This window comes from Legionella sp. PATHC039 (genome assembly GCF_026191275.1).
Lineage (GTDB): Bacteria > Pseudomonadota > Gammaproteobacteria > Legionellales > Legionellaceae > Legionella > Legionella pneumophila.
In genome coordinates this window covers 2334030-2352474 of sequence record NZ_JAPHOP010000001.1, presented here as the reverse complement: position 1 = coordinate 2352474, position 18445 = coordinate 2334030, and the positions used below count along the sequence as shown (strand labels likewise).

The window sequence follows — 18445 nt, the reverse complement described above, 5'->3', positions numbered from 1 at the left end:
CAGGCAAGTTACCCTTGATGCATTTTACCCATAAGAAATCATGACGTTTCACTACAAAACAGACAAGGACAATCAGGAAGCGTTTTTATTTTGTCGTTTTGCTACCTCAAGAATTGTATACTGGCAATTCTGTAACATTACCAACCATGTCACTGTCATGGCGGGGTGTCACTAAAACTTGAGATGTGTAAAGTATTAAAATGCTATAAGGCAAGAAGCAAATTAAATCGAAAGGGAATTTTAATAAACCAATGCCGCCAAAAGATCCTAAATAAGAAATAATAGAAAATGATCCCATGTACATGATAAACCACACCAGAGGCGAGCCATTTCTCAAAGAAATATGGCGATGGTAAAAAAAGTAAATACCAAGTCCCATAAGCAATGCTAAGTTTAGCTTCCAAATAATAGAAAAACCACACCAGTAGAGCATGAGATTACATATATAAAAGGCGATATGCGACAAGAATACACTATTTTTGAGTTTGAAAGGTCTATCCATGTTAGGGTGTATCTTACGCATGGCCAAGAGACAAATCGGGCCAATTCCGTAGGATAAAATACTTGCTGATGAAAGGAACGCCACTAGTTTTTGCCATCCTGGAAAGGGTAAGAATGCAAAAGAGCCAACCAAAAGATTTGCATAAAGCGTTACGTAAGGTATGTTATGGCGGTTGACCTTTAAGAAGAGCTTGGGCAAATGTTGGTTTAATGCCATGCCATACAAAATACGAGATGTAGCTGCGGTATAAACTAAAGTCGTGCCAAAAGGAGAAAAAGCGGCGTCAAACAATAACAGAGTAGCAACAATACCAAGTCCTAACAAAAGAGTTAATCCAACCAGTGGGCCTTCATCGCCGGGGTAACTCAATGCATGCCAACCTTGAGCCAAATATTTTTGTGGTACCGCCGCTATAAAGCTGAACTGCAACATAAAATAAAGAATAAAGCCAACCAATACCGCGCCAAGTATGGCAATAGGAATATTTCGTTGTGGATTTTTAACTTCTCCTGCCAGGATTAAACCATTTTGAAACCCTGTAAAAGCAAAAGCTACACCGCCTGCAGAAAGAGCGGTAAATATCTCTACCCAATGTTCTTTGCATGACAGATTAATATTAACATTAACAAGAGAGGGTGATTGCTTTAACAGTGAGATAATAGCGATACTCGGCAAAACAAATTTAATGACGCTGGCATACTTGTTACACTCGGCTAAAAATTTAATCCCATAAGAATTCAAAATAACCACGAAGAACATAATCCCAATTGCAGCAAGATAACCATAATTGGACAGTGTGAGTGATTCGCTATGATTGTCGATTAATATTGGAAAAAAATGGCTTGAATATTGCAAAATTGCTTGTATTTCAATAGGTGTCATAACGACATAAGATAACCAGGATGTCCATGCGAATAAAAAACCCACTTCTCGACCATGTGTGTAAGTAGGATAATTAGACATACCCCCGGAAACTGGAAACATCGTTCCCAGTTCACAAAGCGGTAGGGCAATAAACAACATAAATATTGCTGCAATAATCCAGCTTATCAGAGAATTACTGCCTGCCATTTGGGCACTGATAAATGGGCTGAACAACCAACCTGAACCAATCATTCCGCCAGCTGATGCAACTAATATATTCAGGGTTGAAATATCCCGTTTTAACATCTGTTACTGTTCCATTTGTTTATCAATACAACACTATCTGTTTGATATTGTTCAAATTTCTATAAAAGTGGGTAATGATTATATATAAAGAAATAAATCATTGTAAATCTTAATATCCAGGCCACAATAATATTCTGGCGATGGGCTTTAACGAGGAGCGTTTGCTATAGGATTCGTCATCGGATTTAAAAAATCCATCAGTAGTTTTAGAATTAATCCAAGTGCAACCAGACTGACGCTGATAGCCGCAAGTGAGCAAGTGGGTAGTTTCGAGTGATGAGTGTGCATATCACATAAGTCATCGTAGATATTGGTCATGGATTCATAGATGCCTTTGCATTGCTCAAGAATCTCTTGATACTCATCACCAGTTAGAACAATATTATCGACTTGTTTCATCATATCCTGATAAAGAGCGAGCGGTGAATGTTTTCCTGAGGATAAAAAGGAGATGGCAGAAGAAAAATCATATTGTTCTGCTGTTATTTGGTAAGTGGTCAAACGATTACTTGGTTCAATGTATTTCGAGCGAATAATATTCCCTCCATGCATAAACCCGGCAATATGCAATAAAAAATGAGCCAAGAGGATTTTGGGTGTAAATTTTCCTATGTTTTCAAGGTAATATTCGGTTGATTTTGTTATCTCATTCTTATGAATTTCATCAGGATTAATGCTGAGTTGCCGTAAATCATTTTCTATACCAGGGGTACGCCATAGGTGCTCAAGATAAGATAAAGCAAAAAATGCGCTGATTTCTGACTGCTCTGTTTTTGACAAACTTTGTAATTTTGTTTCTAAGGCTTTAATAATCAAAAAATGCTGAATCAAGCGTGAAGCGTATAACTCTTTAGGGATCTTGGCATTTTTAAACAGAAATTCTGTCTTAAAGCGGTGATGCTCAGCTTTTTCATGTTCTTCTGTAAGTTGGCCGGGTTTTGCATTTTTATAGGTTGCAGTGATCAGGGCTTTGCTAAACATTCGAGATAATTCCTTAATAGAGCATGTAGAGAAGTCATGATGCCTAATGATGGCACAGTATACATTAATGCAAACTGGCTTGCCATTAAAAATCACAGAGTTTCTGACGTTGGACACTGAGCGCTTTTTCCTGAAAATCCATGGGTTGTTGATAAGTTAAATCAATAGGTTACTTCGGATAATCAGATCACCTTATTCCGGCCTTTGTTTTTGGCTTGGTATAAAGCCTTATCAGCCGCTTCAATCAGTCCAGTGGGAGATTTGGCATCGTCAGCATAGACCGAGATCCCGATTGAGGCTGTTATCTGTCCTACAGGTTGTGCCCCGTATTTAACATGTAACTTGGAAATGGCTGAACGCAAATTTTCCGCTTTCATTTTCTTCATATCGACCATATGTTGGTCGTTTGAGTCTCGAATCAGGTAAAACCGCTGGCGAGATTCAATACTGACTACTTCATAAAGACAAGTATGGATGCTTTGGATGATTTCATAACTTTGAGAAACCCAGTTAATGGCCAAGAGTAAGTTTTTGACCTGGTTATAAGAAATAATATTGATGATTAAGAGCAGAGAAAGGGCAATAATAAAGATGACGTTAAGTAGAGTTCTACTTAATCACAAATCACTTAAAATGGAGTGGTTTCCAGTGGCGGTTTGATGCCAAGTGTTATTCATGGCATTGAATCAGCCTAATTTTATGGCTTGATGCTTTGTATGGTCTTGATAAAAGTATAGTCCAAAAAACAGTTATTTATGAGGCAAAAGGAGTAACAACTGCTTTGAAGTAGAAAATCAAGGCAATTTCAGTACCGCTTGATCAACAGATTCCACATCCCAATTTTTGCTGAGTGACATCAGACCTATAAGAAGAATGTTCTTTAGGCGCAAACAAATTGATTACTTTCGGATTGACTGGTTTAGGCTTTGTCACAATTGCTAAATTTTCTTGAGGCTGGGAGTGATGCCCTAAAGCATGCAAGACCTTTGAGGTTGTATTGGCAGCTGGCTCGACCTCTACAGTATTATTGAAATTGGATGATGTTGAGGACACAATGTCTTGTTGCTTGAAAAGATATAAATTCGTTAAAACGATAGTGGATTCAAGCACCATCAATGCAACACCCAGCACAGGATTGAGCGCAAAACCTAATGCCACAAACAACCCAGCTGCTACCAGAGTAATTGTTGAGTTATAGCTTAGGCTCACGAACAGGTTTTGGAAAATATTTTGTTTGGTTTTTTTGGCAACATCAAATGCGGTCGCAATAGGGAATAATAACCCTTGTTGTACGACTATGCCGGCATGTTGTTCGGTTATGGAATCGCCGATACTTGATTTAACGGCAATGCCTATATCGGAATAGGCAATTGCGGTAGCGTCATTAGCGGCATCACCAACCATAGCTACTTTAAAGCCTTTTTGCTTTAATTGTTGAATATAACTGGTTTTGGATACTTCACCTGTTTTCGTGACAGCCCCTACGGTGTTCGCACAGGTATTATCCTTGGGAATGCCTAATAGTGCCGCATATTTTTCTGCGGTAGCCTGATCTGCTCCTGTGCAAATGTGTACGGATTTACCAAGACGTTTTAATTGCTTCACTGTGGCAATGGCATCCTCGCGCAATGGGTCAGTTAAGGCAATCTGTCCTATCACCATTGTTCCACGTACAATATAAACAGAACCGTTTTCAGGGTTATCATAGGGTTTGTCGAAGGAGGTAATTCCATTGGCTGCAAGCATGTCTTTATTCCCTATCATAAAGGCCTCGCCATTAATAATACCTTTCATGCCGGAATGATGACTCTTATCAATTGATGTTATTTCTAATGGTTCGGTTGAAGCTGCGTCTTGCTGTTCTATATAAGATTTAATAATTTTTGCTACTGGATGATCCGACTGGCTTTCCAGTAATGCAATAGGGCGCAAATACTTTTTATCGGTAATATGTAATGATTTGACCACCATTTTGCCCTGAGTCAGAGTGCCATTTAAATCAAAAACAACGGTATCGATGTCGGCTGCTGCTTGCAAGGCTTTACCGTTGTTAAAGTGGATGCCGTTTTCAGAGGCTTTTTTCATACCGATTTTAACTGCCATTGGGGTAATTAAACTCAAAGCGCACGGGCAGGCGCTTACCAGAACAGACACGACGCATTGAATCGCCAGAGCCGGGTTAAACAACGAACCGATCACAATCCCCGATAGGAGCGCTACTGCAATCAAACCAGGAATAAAATATTTCAATACCTTGTCTGCGAACATTTCAATAGGCGCTTTCTCATCATTCGCTTTATTAATGTTTTCGGCAATCAATGACAAATAAGAATTTTGATAAGTTTTGGTAACCTGCATTTCCAGGGAAGGAATATGATCTGCCAATTGCATGCCAGCTTTTACAACATCGCCAGGGTGAAATTCTTTGAGTTTGGGCGAGCCATCAATTCTTGTGGTATAAAGGAGCGCTTTTTGCGTTAAGACACCATCAACAGGAATGACCTGTCCTTTTTTAATGATAATCATGTCGTTAGGAATTAATGTCTTGACTGAAATCTCTTTATCCGGATTGCCTTTTAACAGGACTAATGGTGGTACACAATCCCGGACATCCAATTTTTTATTGATTTTACCGACCAGAGTATGTTCAATTCCTTCACCTAAATGCCAAAAGCCTAAAACCAGAGGGGCTGCCTCAAACATCATGGGTAGGCCAGGGACAAAAACGCTCGCAATAGAAACAGCAAGAATAGTTAGAGTGCTAATTGAGTATAAGGTAGTAGTGTCCCATTTTTTTTCTTTCAATGCTTGCCAGGCTGATTGATAAACTCTATAGCCCAAATACAAAGTCATCAAAGAGGTAAGTCCTGTAATGACATAGTAAGCAACCAGGGGAATATTAAAAGTCCCAATAGAAAGAACAAGCAATCCAATTCCCCAAATCAAACCTAATGCTGCTTTGATCCAATGATTTTCATGATGATGTCCATGGTGGTGCCCATGAGAATGGTCATGTTTTGCTTTTTTTTGGTGCTTTTTAATGGGATGAAGATGTGCGTTCTTAGACTTATGAGTAGGATGGTGATGATCCATTGGCTCAATATCCTGGAGTACTTCCGTTTCCATCATGTCTGTTACAGTAAGTCCTTGCTCCTTTAAAAGCTGAGTTACTTTGGCTTTTATGACGTGATTCTCTTTGGATGCGCACAATACGCTGATGCTTTTATTGGAACCAGTCAAATCGACTGCTACTCGTACTAACTCCAGTTCTTTGGTTTTAGCCAAAATCTGCTCAATTGCTTCTCTGGATTCTTCCGGGTCGAGCAGTTGGGCATCTTTTGCAAGGTAGAATCGATAATTACTATACAGCATAGCTTTCCTCTATTAAAAGGGTTATCCGGTTGCTATAGAGAAAGGTTCATTTTCTGCAAATGCCTGTTTTGAAACTGGATCTGCACAATAGTTCCAGCTGTTTGTCCCTAATAAGATTTCTTCCTAAGCCAGGCGTTACAAGCACATACTGCCTTTCTCAAAAAATGTTATATTGTAACATTTAATTGTTAGATAACAAGAAAAATTAAATAATTTTTAGACAGTAAATGATTTCTATGAAATAATGATTGGCTGTTGTTTGATCATTTTTCCTTGCAACAGGGATTATGATAAAATAGTGCGCACTAACTATTCGCTTGAAAGAAGATTAATGAAACATAATTTGTTGGATAAGGCTTATAAACATTGTGTAAACCATGGCTATCGATTTACCGAGCCAAGGGAGCGTGTCCTCAAAATATTAGTCGATGAGAGAAAGCCTCTCGGTGCTTATGACATCCTGCAAAGATTATCTATGGAAGTAGACAATCCCAAGCCACCAACGGTCTACCGGGCTATTCAATTTTGGCATCAAGAGGGATTTATTCATTGCATTGACAGTCTGAAATCCTATGTCGCCTGTTTGTATGGCCATCATGTGGGACAAGCCCAATTTCTTATATGCAATCAGTGTGATTTTGTCAAAGAATTGGAATGTGTAGTTGATTTTACTTCGGTAACAGAAGCGGCGAACTCCATTCAATTTTCAATTATTAATTGTACGGTAGAAATCAAAGGCTTGTGTTCTGATTGCAATCTGACTAACCTGAAAAATTAATTCCCGGCAATAATTTTCCTATGAGTTGTATAATAACAAATTTTTAAATACTGAGACTGATTTTATGCTTTACATTTTTAGATAATGCAATAGTCAATGTCTGACTCTCGAAATGCTTTATTGGTGATATAGGGTAATAAATGTTGGGCCTTGGAATGCAAAGCTACTCCTGAGAACAGCCTCTACTTCTTCTTTTGATTTAATTGTCTTCACCTGTGCCCCGAAAGATAAAGCAATTTGTTGGACATCAATTGGTGGATGATTCAAATCCAGGCGAAAAAAATCTTCTTCTGTGAAAGATCTATTTTGAGACATATCTGTTTTTAATACTCTGTATTCTCGATTAACAAAACAAATGAAAATGACAGGAATCTTATATTTGGCAGCTGACCATATTGAATGAATCGCATACATGCTGCCCCCATCACCTACAAAACAAATTGAATGGTGTCTGGTCGCTAGAGAAATACCTATTGCTAATGGCATAGCCCAGCCAAGTCCACCCCCTCTGGGTGAAAAATTCACATTTAAAAAACCTAGTGTTGTTGCAATGTCCTGCACAACAGCATCTTCCGATGATCCTTCTGTTATTAAATGAACAGAGCGATTTACTTGATTCAGGAGGGTAACAATCAATGAATGCAGAGGATGTTGCTTATATTTTTTTCCAAATTTTTAATGTTGGTGGCTGGTTTAAGCGGTACATTTACCCCATTAATTTTTAAATGCTTGCTAATAGCAGTCAAGGTCGCTTCAAGATTGCCAAGAATTGCCAGATCGCAAGGATAGTCAAAGGCCAGATGCTCCGATGCGGCACTGATTTGTATGAATTGTATACCCTGTGGAATAGAAGATTGACCAGTATATAAATACCCTTTCACTTTTTCGCCTAAAAGTACCACAGTTTCATATTGCAGCAGCAGGTTGTGCACTTCTCCAGATTTATCAGACAATCTACCTTTGTAATTTACACTTAAGGGATTAATTACTTCACGCACATGATAGGGGGCAGCATAAATATCGGCATTTAGTCGATCGGCAATGGTATGTAAAAGGCAAATACTATTCGATGCACCTACCTCATAATCCGCTATAAATGCCAATTTTCCTTTGGGGGTATTTGTTAAAACCTCACAAATTTGCTCTATTTCAGCGTTGATGCAAGTATGTAAAAATCTTGTCTTCTTTATCGTCGTTTCTTGAGTTTCTTCTTGCCAAATGTCCATAGGGATTGATAGAAAAACCGGACCTGGGCCAGGCAAAATTGCCTGAGCATAACCACGCTGTAAAGCAACGGCCAGATCGCTGGCTGAATTCACCTCATAGGCATATTTTACTGCAGTGTGAGCTAAAGAGGTCAGATCTCCGGACATGACTGGGCTATGAATTAAATAAGGACGTGAATGTTGGCCAGCAATTATTAGCAGGGGAATTCCTGAAGTGAATGCATTGTATATATTACAGACAGCATTCGCTAATCCAACATAATTATGTAAATTAATAAGAGCTGGTTTCCTGGTGATTATGGCATAGCCTGCGGCTATACCTACGGTACTGGATTCTTGCAGTGTGAGAAAATAGGTAGAATTATCACACTGCTCAATGGCTTCCAGAAATTTCAATTCTGTAGTGCCAGGGTTGCCAAAAATATAATTAATTTCAAAGGTAGTTATAAATTCTTTGAGAACATCACTTCCCGTTTTCTTCACAGATAAGCATCCTTAGAAATAGTAACGCTTTCCATATCTATATTCCTAGCACAAGAGAGCTATTTGTTCAATTTCTCTCACTCATAAAAAATAGGGCAAAAATACGGTTTTTAGGAGCTAATGCTGTGATGGGACAATGCGATCAAAAATAAATTAGATGGCAGCGATTAAATATATGCTTGCATTTTAAACGTGGCAAGAGGTGATAATCATAGTCTTATTTTCATAATCATCTAAAATATCCCACGAGTTACCCTTACATGGACTACCGTGGAAGATAAAGAATTACAATCTTACGAAAGTTCCTTGTTTTTCTTGTTTTAGCCAAATGGCCTTGAAAGTGTTAATCAACACTTCTTTGAAGGTTGAATTTATATCTCGGTTTTGTGCAATCGCATTGACTCGAGTATGGTACCAGGCATCATTTTGCATGAGGAAAATTAAATCATGTTTTATCTGGGCAACACCCCCACCTGATCTGATTGTTTTTTCCCATTTTTCTCTCAGTTTCACAGCTTTTGCTTTGTCATCGGTTGAGTTAAATTCTGTGTTTCTCTCATGTTGCATTAACGTATCGATATTTCTAATGTCTGTGTCGTTTAATAGCGACCCTACAATAGCCATGTCACATCTCGCTAACAAATCACGAAAGAATTTTTCTTCCAGTTTTTGACCGTTAAGGAAGACATGATCGTCATGGATGCAATCAGGATTGGCCATGATTTGCTGAACAATACGTGCAGCAGCAATTTCATCCATATTGGGTTGTCTTCGCGCTTTCTCAGAACTCGATTGAAATGCTCTCTTTATTGAGTGATTTTAGTTTGATGATGAGCTGTTTGTAGTTGTCCCAAACAAAAGTCGACATCGTTTTCACACCTCGCTCTGTTTATTGAGTTCAAGCGCTGTAAATATTGATATTCAGTCAGTCCTGGCAGTCCCCCATCGAGTCTTTAGCCAGCGCCAGGGAATCGCTTTTGTACCTCATCAAGTTTTAAATATTCATCAACGCGCATGTAACGTTGGTTTTCCTCGAGTTTCTTTTTTTGTGAGAAAAACTTTAATTCACCAGACTCTTCCTCGTCTTCGTCAACAAGTTCTTCTCGTATTGGATTATCATCAGGCCCAATCACATAGCGCCCTAAGCTATCAACCACCAGATGAGGTTATGTGTTTTCGCTATTAAAACCAGCAACTGCCTCATAAGTGGCATGGAAGAATTGTCTCTGTGCCGCAAAAACCGCTTCAGCTGCTTTTGAGCCTATCCAAGGTTGAAGTTGCGAAAAATAGTATTCCAGATAAGATTCAGGGGGTTGCTTTACTCTGACTAAATCAACCATATGGCCCTGATTGACCAGGACATGATCTAGAGAATCTGCCCATTTATGATCTTTATCCTCAATGACATCAGCATAGAATACGGCTTATCAGTTGGCATTAGGCAATTCAAATAATTCCCCTGAACCAAACTGCTCTTTGGGAGCGTCTTTAAATTTAGGTAGTTGATCATCGCAATCCATAATACGACTGGCATACCATATGTGCCTTACTGGTTTAAATGAATCTGGGATGCTCGTATCAAAGCTAAAGTTATTTACATTAATCCCAATACTATCCTGTTGCGCGGGATCAAGTGCAATACCATAAACAAGGCTGTGACAATATGAGCAAAGAAATAACTTTGCCTTTTCTTTAATGATTTCTTCAAAATCATTCTCCTCAGACAAGATCCTGAAGTCTCTGGTCAAATAAGCTGCAGTGAGCGAGTAACCTGATTTATCCTGTTTCTTTCGAGATAAAGAAGCAATTTCTCGACATTTATTGCAATGACAATATTGAGTAAAGACAGGCTCACCTGTGCACATAAATTGAATTTTTCCACAAGCGCATTGACCATAATAAGTTGCCATTATTCTAAATGCCTCCTTCAATTGGCAGTAATGGAAAAGTATATTTTAAAGAAAGCCCACAAACCGAGTTTATTTTATACTTTATAGCTATTAATTAAAACGTAAAATTCCATGATGAGCTATTAATTGGTTCTGAGGGCGGCATGTGGATATCTTTGATATTATGAATTATATCGTCTCGTTTACACCAACGCTCTTCAGACCAATGAAGAAAATCGAAGACCTGGTACCCCATATTTTTCAGCTGAGTTATGCCGATTTTTTGCAGTTTGCTTTTTTCTTCTTCAAATAGCTCTGCTACGCGTAGCACATAAAAGGGGTTTCCTGGTACGGCTTTCATCGCCATTTTATAATGCTGGTTAATGTCTGGGGCATTGATATCAAAAAAGCATTGAACATCGGCCAGGAGATAATGTGCTTTACCTAGTTGCAAGCGCAAGGCTTTGTCTTGAGTTCCTTCCAATAGAGCAATTAACTCCCCCAATGTTTTAATTAAAATAGCAATATCTTGTTGGTGTTCGATTTTATGTTTTCTGATAGACTCAAAATCAGAAGAGTAATAATTAAAAGCAATTTTTTCACGCAAAGTATCTACTCGGCGCATAAGCCCGGCTGCCAGGGCGCGCTTATGATGTTCTTGTTCTTCTTTATTGTTTGAGCGGCATTCTCTTAACAGAGTGATTGCTTTTTGGATGCTGGCAATATCACTGTCCTCTGCTTTGTTCAGGTCGATATCCGTGTCGATTAATAACAAGGCATATAAGCGTTTGTGAGCGTATAAATCTTCCAGGTATTCGTCCGTGGGATCCAGGTGGTGCGCTGCCTTTTTTTGCTCCAGGCTTTGCAGATAATATTGTTTTGCTTTTTCCCAACTTTTATTTCCTCTATATGTTTTCCCGGCCACGTAGGCTGTTTCAGCTTCACTATAAAATATCTTGGCAAGCGATTTACGCTCAGGCATTGAAAATAGGTCAGGGGAATTGTATTTCTTAAAGATATCATAAGCCTTTTCATAATTTTGCTCTTGAATTTCAATAGCAAATGCTGCATTAGGGCTAATTTCTTCAATATTGGTGTAAAATTGTGTTGCCAGGAGATATTGTTTTTTTTCGATATAATATTTCGCCATGATGGCGGCGATTGCTGTGTCTTTTTGAATTAAAGCATGACGTTCTGTTTCTGGAATCGCTAACAAAAATTTTAAAACCAGATTGGAGTCGTTCAATATGCCCAATAGATTAAACGCACTGTCATATTCCTTTTGCGCAAGATGATATTCAATGAATTTCTGGGCATCCCGCTTGGCTATTTCAGGATCGTAAGCAAGGGCCAAAGCGAGATAGCGAGGGCGCGGGTCGGTCCAAAGCAAGCGGAAAAAAAATGAAGGGACAATTGTATTTTTAGCCTTATCACAATAGTACTGAGCAGCAGCTTTGGCGTATTTGCTATGTTGCAAAAAGAACACATCTTTTGCTGAAATCCCCTTCTTATCCAGGGTGCTGATTACCTCCGCGATCAAGCTGTCATCTTGAGGGTCTAATTGCGGAATCAGTCCCCACTCGTGTGCGTGCGTCCAGCTTTCACCAAAGCGATGATTGGGGTTTAGTTTCTGGTAGGAATAATCAATCCCAAGATGGGGCTCCACTTTAAAATAATTATTCACCAATTTATTTTGTAGCTGGGCTGTCGTTAAATCATCTCTGCTTTTGACAGCCAGGGCAGAAATTTCTGGAGAGATTGAGAAATTTGTTATTGATGAAAAATCAGGCTGAAGAAATTGTTTCGTGTATCCATAATACGAGAGTTTGTCTAAAACGTATGAAATTTTCTCTGGTTGGCAATGATTATCAAAGCCAAGCCAGCCTTTAACCGTTTGAAAGGCATACATCAACCAATGGGTAGGTTTTATCACAAATCCGTTAGTATACAGGTATTTTGCGGAAGATAACTCATGCCATAAATGTGTATACTGTATTTGATTCAATTGAAACAGAAGCACATCGGGGTAGTATTCCATAACCCCTTTAAGATGCTGAGGGATTCTCTTTAATAATTCAAAATTAACATAACGCATTTATTTTCATCTAAAATAGATAGGAAGGCGATGAAGCGATGAGTATATTAAACCTTAATTAAGAAATTATTAAGAGGAATTGATTTCTGCATCAATTATTTTGATGATAATTGAGCAGTCAGATTTTATAAAAACTAACAATTATGACAGCAGAAACTTATCAAATACGTTTGTTGACAAATGGCTTAATTCATCGAAACAATAGATAATTGAGGCGAAAAGTCATTGAATGAAGCGTTGTGTTTGTTCGTCAAAAAAATCAATTAAGGAGTTTTTGCGACATGCCCACACTCAAGATTCAGGGTGTTGATATTTATTATGAGCTCTATGGGCAAGGTAAACCACTGGTTTTAATTGCAGGCTATTGCTGTGATCACACCTTTTGGAACGCCATGCTCCATGAGTTGGCTGAAGAATTCCAGGTATTGATATTTGACAATCGCGGGATAGGGCAAACGAGAGACAATGGAGATTCTTTTACATTAGAAGCTCAGGCGGATGACATCATGGCTTTCTTGGAGCAATTAGGTTTTAGAAACCCTTCTATTCTGGGGCAATCAATGGGTGGGGCCATTGCTCAACTGCTTGCCAGAAAGCATGGTAAAAAAATCAGTAAATTGGTTATTTTAAATTCGGTTGCAAAATTCAATACAAGAGCAAACCAGGCTATGGAAAGCCTTTTGAATTTGCGAAAGGAGAATATTTCATTCGATTTATTAATAGAGGCTGGAATACCATGGTTTTTTTCAAGCGAATATTTGGCTGAGCCTAAAAATATCGCTACTTTTAAAGAGAATTTGAAAAATAATCCTTACCCGCAATCCTTACAAGATCAAGCGCGACAATTTAGAACCATACCACCATTTGATTCCCGCGGGTGGCTACATGAAATTAAAGTACCCACACTAGTTATAGCAGCAGAGGACGATATACTGACCTTGCCTGCAGAAAGTCAACAACTGGCACAAGGGATCCCTAATGCTCAATTTATTACAATTCCTGGTGGACATTCCAGTCCCTTGGAATACCCCGCGATAGTCAATGATGCCATACTAAAATTTTTAACCTCTTCCTAAAAAAGGTGCTGAATAAATGGAAATTTACGAAATGTACATTGATGGAAAATTTACTTTAGCCAAAAGCGGAACTACTCGCGACATTTTTGATCCGGCTAACGGGGAATTGATTGCAAGAGTGCCAGAAAGTGCCAAAGAAGATGCCATACTTGCTATCAAAGCAGCCAGAAAAGCCTTCGATGAAGGAGAGTGGAGAAAATCACTGGCGCTTGATCGAGGCAAATTGTTATTCAAGCTTGCTGATTTGATTCGAGCCAATGCTAAAATGTTGGCAGAGCTGGAAACTCGAAATTGCGGAAAGCCGTTACCCGAAGCGGAGTTTGATGTCACTGATGCTGCCAATTGCTTTGAATTTTACGGTGGGCTTGCGACTAAAATTCATGGTGAAACGATGTCGGTTCCAGCGAATTCATTTAGTTACGTAGTACGTGAACCCATAGGCGTGTGTGGGCAAATCATTCCATGGAATTTTCCACTGCTTATGGCGGCCTGGAAACTTGCTCCCGCACTTGCCGCAGGCAATACCATGGTATTAAAACCATCAGAATTGACCCCGATAACGGCACTTGAGTTATTCAAGTTGATTGATCAATGCGGATTTCCAGCGGGTGTGGTTAACCTCATTACTGGGCCGGGTATAGGAGTTGGAGAGGAGTTGGCAAATAATGCTATGGTGGATAAGGTTGCTTTCACCGGAGGATCGGCAACAGGCAGAAAAATCATGCAGGCAGCTACTGGCAATTTAAAAAAAATCTCGTTAGAGCTTGGCGGAAAAAATCCAAATATTGTCTTTGCAGACTGTGACCTTGAAATGGCAATCGACGGCGCCCTTTTTGGTGCTTTTGCAAATCAAGGGGAAGTCTGTTCTGCGGGTTCCCGCTTGCTAGTGGAGCGCTCTATTCACAAAAAAATAGTAGAGGGAATGTTGAAAAAAATTCCAAATATCAAGCTTGGCCATGGTTTGGACGCCGGGGTAAAAATGGGGCCTTTGGTTTCAAGTGCACATCGTGAAAAAGTGGAAAGCTATGTCAAGCTTGGAATGGAAGAAGGAGCCAAATTACTTTGCGGCGGTAAACGCCCGACAGGCAGTGAATTTGCAAAGGGAAATTTTTTCGAGCCAACTATTTTTGATGAAGTGAAATCCACGATGCGCATTGCTCGTGAAGAAATTTTTGGTCCAGTACTTGTGGTCATCCCCTTTGATACAGAAGAAGAAGCCATTCGCATTGCGAACGATACTGATTATGGCTTATCCGGGGCTGTATGGACGAAGAGCATTACTCGGGCCCATCGAGTCACATCTCAAATCCGTGCCGGGATTCTTTGGGTGAATCATTACCATCCAACCTATAATGAAATGCCTTGGGGCGGATACAAACAAAGCGGAGCAGGTCGTGAGTTAGGTTTGTATGGCATTGAGAGTTACCTTGAGGTCAAGCAAGTGAATATTAACCTGGATGAAACACCAATTGGTTGGTACTAAACTAATGAAAAAAATTCATATCAAAACGTCAATACCCGGACCCAAATCGCAACAGTTGATGGAATTGCGACGTCAGCATGTTGCAAGAGGGCCATTTCATGCTACTCCTATCTTTGTGAAGCAGGCCAAAGGTTCTTTTGTGGAGGATGTTGATGGAAACGTGTTTTTGGACTTTTCATCAGGGTTTGGGGTGGTCAATACAGGGCACTGCCCTGATTCAGTGGTCAACGCCATCAAGCTCCAGGCCGAAAAATTCATACACACCGGGTTTAACATCATTCCTTATGAAGCCTATATCAAGGTGTGTGAAAAATTAAATTATCACACCCCGGGACATTTCGAAAAAAAATCGCTTCTTTTGAATTCCGGTGCGGAAGCAGTTGAAAATGCCATTAAAATTGCTCGTGCCTATACGGGCAAACAAGCAGTGATTTGTTTTGATCATGCTTTTCATGGACGCACGTACATGGCAATGACACTCACTTCGAAAAACAAGCCCTATAAGGAGGGATTCGGCCCGTTTCCTTCCGAAATCCATCGCGCTCCTTTTCCTTATGAGTATCGTTGGAAGGGAGCCAATTGTGTAGAAGAATGTTTCAATGAGTTTTCCGATCTTGCCAATTTCCGTGTCGGTGTTGAAAACATTGCTGCAGTCATTATAGAGCCGGTATTGGGTGAAGGTGGATTTATTCAATCCCCTGCCTTATTTTTGCAAAAACTTCGTGAGTTTTGTACGACAAACGATATCGTTTTTATTGCCGATGAAATCCAATCCGGTTTTGGCCGCACAGGAAATCTGTTTGCGATGAATACCTTAGGAGTAAGCCCCGATCTCACCATATCAGCAAAAGGCCTTGGCGGTGGGGTAGTGCTTGCTGGTGTAACAGGTAAAGCTGAAATCATGGATGCGGCTATGGAAGGGGGGTTGGGTGGAACTTTTGGTGGAAATCCCCTTAGTTGTGCTGCTGCTCTTGAAGTGTTCCATATTTTTGAAGAAGGAAGCCTGCTGCAAAATGTTACCCATCTTGCAAAGGTACTGCAGTCCAGACTTTCTGGCTTTAAGGAAAAATACAAGGTAGTCGGTGATGTTCGCGGTTTGGGTGCCATGCAGGCGATCGAATTGGTAAAAGACAAAAGCGCGAAAGAACCTAATAAAGAAGCCGCAGTACAATTGGCTCAATTTTGTTTAGAACACGGATTGGTCATTTTGACCTGTGGAACATATGGGAACATAATTCGCCTCCACATGCCACTTTCTACTGGCGTAAAAGATTTGGAAATCGGCCTTTCAATTATTGATGCAGGACTTAAAAAACTATCGCTGTAGGTGCACAGTTTAAAACCGCAGGAAAGTCCACTTAATATTCACTTAATTTACTTTCGGTATAATCTGTTTAATTTAATTGCAGGTAAATGGTATGTGGTATCAAAATGTAATGCGCAACTTACTTGAAAAACTTCCGGAAGCAAGTAGAAAAGATGGCGGATTTTTTTTAGATAAACTATTTCTGGTTGTTAAAAAAGTAGACAATGAGCCTGAAATGGAATTCTTTTTAGGCCTCATTGAAAAATCTTTTTTAAAATTTGAGAATGAAGAGCCCGGCTCAGTCACCTTAGCCAAATTCTCTAGGCATATTTTAGGACTAAGCTTGCTCTATGCTAAGTCAGGCAATGATTTAGCTATATGGAACTCAGATTTTATTCCATACCTTACAGAAATTAAGAAGTTCCTCGATACAGATAAAGAGGGTAAATTGTTTAATAAGTTTCTCAATCAACTTGAAGTGGAGACATTTGTCAGTTTAAATCATCAAGTTGACATTGATTTCAAACACTTAATCTCTATTCTAAAAGCAAATTGCACTTTGGAAACAATCCAATCTTTTACTGAGGCTTGCAAAGGATTAGATAACGATTGTTCGAAAGGGTTTAGCCAAATGATGAAAGATATAGAAGCGCAAATGATCAATTTGCAATTTACTGTTGATTTCGATTCCGACTCTAGTCTTAAGATTACTGATGAAAATCTGGAAAATACTCCATTGCAAAAGAATGTTCACGTCAATTCCATGCCCAAGAGTGTAAGCATATTGCATCGACTTGGTATATTTAAATTATTTACATTGTCTGGTGTTGAGTTGAGTGACCAAACCAATGTGCTTGTAAATAAAAAATAATATATCAATATAGTTGTTCTCATTATTTTGTTCCTGAATTCTTTCGGGGACAAAATTGATACAGGTCTAGAGATTATCATCTAATATAAAAATTGCAGATTGAGTACTGGGGTATGACCTCCAATTGATGTAAGAATAATAAATTCCCAAAGAGGTCTTATTTCCAACAGGGTCCATTTATCATATCAATAATATGCTTTAGAAATAAAATATTTGTCTTAATGTGCTAAATTTACCATAATAGCCCCTTTTTTAATCCGATAGTACTATGTCATCAAAATTGCTTACCATCCAATTGTTAGAAGAGCTTGTGCATGCTGCCGAATTAAATCAAGAAGGCAAAACCGCGGATTATATCCCTGAACTGGCGAATGTTAATCAGGAATTGACAGCAATTGCGGTGCAACCTTTGGGTGAGAAAACCTTGGCTTATAGTAATAATCCACTTCATCCAGTGACTTTGCAAAGCACTGGGAAGATGATCCCTTTGATTGGTTTGCTTGAGGAGTTTGGTGCTGATCAATTGTTTGAATGGGTTAAGGTGGAGCCTTCGGGCGATGATTTTGCTTCCATTACCCGCCTGGAGCAGTTTGGACCTAAACCGTCAAATCCCATGCTGAACGCTGGCGCAATTGCCTTATGTTCACGTATTCCAGGCGTGGGTGAGCAGCAGTTTAGATGGTTAGAACATTGGGTGCAAAAATTATTTAATCAACGTCTCAGTATCAATCCTCTGGTTTTTGCTTCTGAAAAACGAACCGGTAATCGTAACCGCGCTCTTGCCTATTTACTGAAAAGCAGAAACAATCTTGGAGCTGATGTTCATGAAACCCTCGATTTGTATTTTGCGCTATGTTCCTATGAAGCCATGTTAGATCAGATGATGTACTTACCTGCTGTGTTAGCGAACAAGGGGCAAGATCCGGACACGGGTGAACAAATCCTTTCTATCGAAACCTGTAAAATTACTTTGGCTATCATGGCAACCTGTGGATTATATGATGAAACAGGTACTCACATGGTTAAAACAGGGATGCCAGCTAAAAGTGGAGTGTCTGGTTATACCATCGCGGTTGTTCCCGGTAAAGCAGGTATTGTGGTGTTGAGTCCAAGAGTGAATGCGAAAGGAAATAGCATCCGAGGGGAAATCATGCTGGAAGGTTTATCCAAAGCAATGAATTGGCATTTCGCATTACCTTAATTTTTAAGAAAA

Annotated in this window: 14 protein-coding genes and 1 pseudogene; 6 read left to right on the top strand and 9 right to left on the bottom strand. The window is 39.4% G+C overall.

The features are described 5' to 3' along the window. Positions 1-106: 106 nt before the first annotated feature. From OQI99_RS10725 to OQI99_RS10710, 4 genes are all read right to left on the bottom strand, one after another. Positions 107-1672, bottom strand: coding sequence for an APC family permease (locus OQI99_RS10725; RefSeq protein WP_265731910.1), 1566 nt, complete (start codon positions 1670-1672; stop codon positions 107-109). A 147-nt stretch (positions 1673-1819) separates the two neighbouring features. Further along, the gene (locus OQI99_RS10720) at positions 1820-2653 is read right to left on the bottom strand and encodes a biliverdin-producing heme oxygenase (protein ID WP_265731909.1); all 834 of its coding nucleotides are present in this window, start codon (positions 2651-2653) and stop codon (positions 1820-1822) included. A 182-nt stretch (positions 2654-2835) separates the two neighbouring features. Further along, complete coding sequence (locus OQI99_RS10715; protein WP_265731908.1) at positions 2836-3174, bottom strand: diguanylate cyclase; 339 nt, start codon at positions 3172-3174, stop codon at positions 2836-2838. A gap of 298 nt (positions 3175-3472) precedes the next feature. Continuing rightward, a complete protein-coding gene (locus tag OQI99_RS10710) occupies positions 3473-6025 on the bottom strand; it encodes a heavy metal translocating P-type ATPase (protein WP_265731907.1) in 2553 nt (850 codons plus the stop codon). Between the two features lie 331 nt (positions 6026-6356). Here OQI99_RS10710 and OQI99_RS10705 point away from each other — a divergent pair, with 331 nt between their 5' ends. Then, the gene (locus OQI99_RS10705) at positions 6357-6803 is read left to right on the top strand and encodes a Fur family transcriptional regulator (protein ID WP_265731906.1); all 447 of its coding nucleotides are present in this window, start codon (positions 6357-6359) and stop codon (positions 6801-6803) included. A gap of 117 nt (positions 6804-6920) precedes the next feature. Here OQI99_RS10705 and OQI99_RS10700 read toward each other — a convergent pair whose 3' ends face one another. The 5 genes and pseudogenes from OQI99_RS10700 to OQI99_RS10680 all read right to left on the bottom strand — a co-directional run bounded on the left by OQI99_RS10700 (position 6921) and on the right by OQI99_RS10680 (position 12496). Further along, the gene (locus tag OQI99_RS10700; RefSeq protein ID WP_265731905.1) at positions 6921-7439 is read right to left on the bottom strand and encodes a thiamine pyrophosphate-dependent enzyme; all 519 of its coding nucleotides are present in this window, start codon (positions 7437-7439) and stop codon (positions 6921-6923) included. Next, positions 7436-8512, bottom strand: coding sequence for a thiamine pyrophosphate-binding protein (locus OQI99_RS10695; protein WP_265731904.1), 1077 nt, complete (start codon positions 8510-8512; stop codon positions 7436-7438). Before OQI99_RS10695 ends, OQI99_RS10700 begins: the two co-directional genes overlap by 4 nt. 345 nt (positions 8513-8857) lie before the next feature. Then, positions 8858-9930 (bottom strand): annotated as a pseudogene (locus OQI99_RS10690) (SidE phosphodiesterase domain-containing protein); the annotation flags it as partial. 9 nt (positions 9931-9939) lie between these two features. Then, on the bottom strand, positions 9940-10422 hold the full coding sequence (locus OQI99_RS10685) for a GFA family protein (RefSeq protein ID WP_265731903.1): 483 nt from the start codon (positions 10420-10422) through the stop codon (positions 9940-9942). A 94-nt stretch (positions 10423-10516) separates the two neighbouring features. Continuing rightward, entirely contained in the window at positions 10517-12496 is a 1980-nt protein-coding gene (locus tag OQI99_RS10680) for a hypothetical protein (protein ID WP_265731902.1), read from the bottom strand. 281 nt (positions 12497-12777) lie between these two features. Here OQI99_RS10680 and OQI99_RS10675 point away from each other — a divergent pair, with 281 nt between their 5' ends. From OQI99_RS10675 to glsA, 5 genes are all read left to right on the top strand, one after another. Beyond that, positions 12778-13572, top strand: coding sequence for an alpha/beta fold hydrolase (locus tag OQI99_RS10675; RefSeq protein WP_265731901.1), 795 nt, complete (start codon positions 12778-12780; stop codon positions 13570-13572). Between the two features lie 16 nt (positions 13573-13588). After that, positions 13589-15055, top strand: a complete 1467-nt coding sequence (locus OQI99_RS10670; protein ID WP_265731900.1) for an aldehyde dehydrogenase family protein — start codon at positions 13589-13591, stop codon at positions 15053-15055. A gap of 4 nt (positions 15056-15059) precedes the next feature. Next, complete coding sequence (gabT, locus tag OQI99_RS10665; RefSeq protein ID WP_265731899.1) at positions 15060-16382, top strand: 4-aminobutyrate--2-oxoglutarate transaminase; 1323 nt, start codon at positions 15060-15062, stop codon at positions 16380-16382. A gap of 91 nt (positions 16383-16473) precedes the next feature. Then, entirely contained in the window at positions 16474-17232 is a 759-nt protein-coding gene (locus OQI99_RS10660) for a DNA repair protein (protein ID WP_265731898.1), read from the top strand. A gap of 268 nt (positions 17233-17500) precedes the next feature. Further along, entirely contained in the window at positions 17501-18433 is a 933-nt protein-coding gene (gene glsA, locus OQI99_RS10655) for a glutaminase A (protein WP_061514212.1), read from the top strand. Positions 18434-18445: the final 12 nt, after the last annotated feature.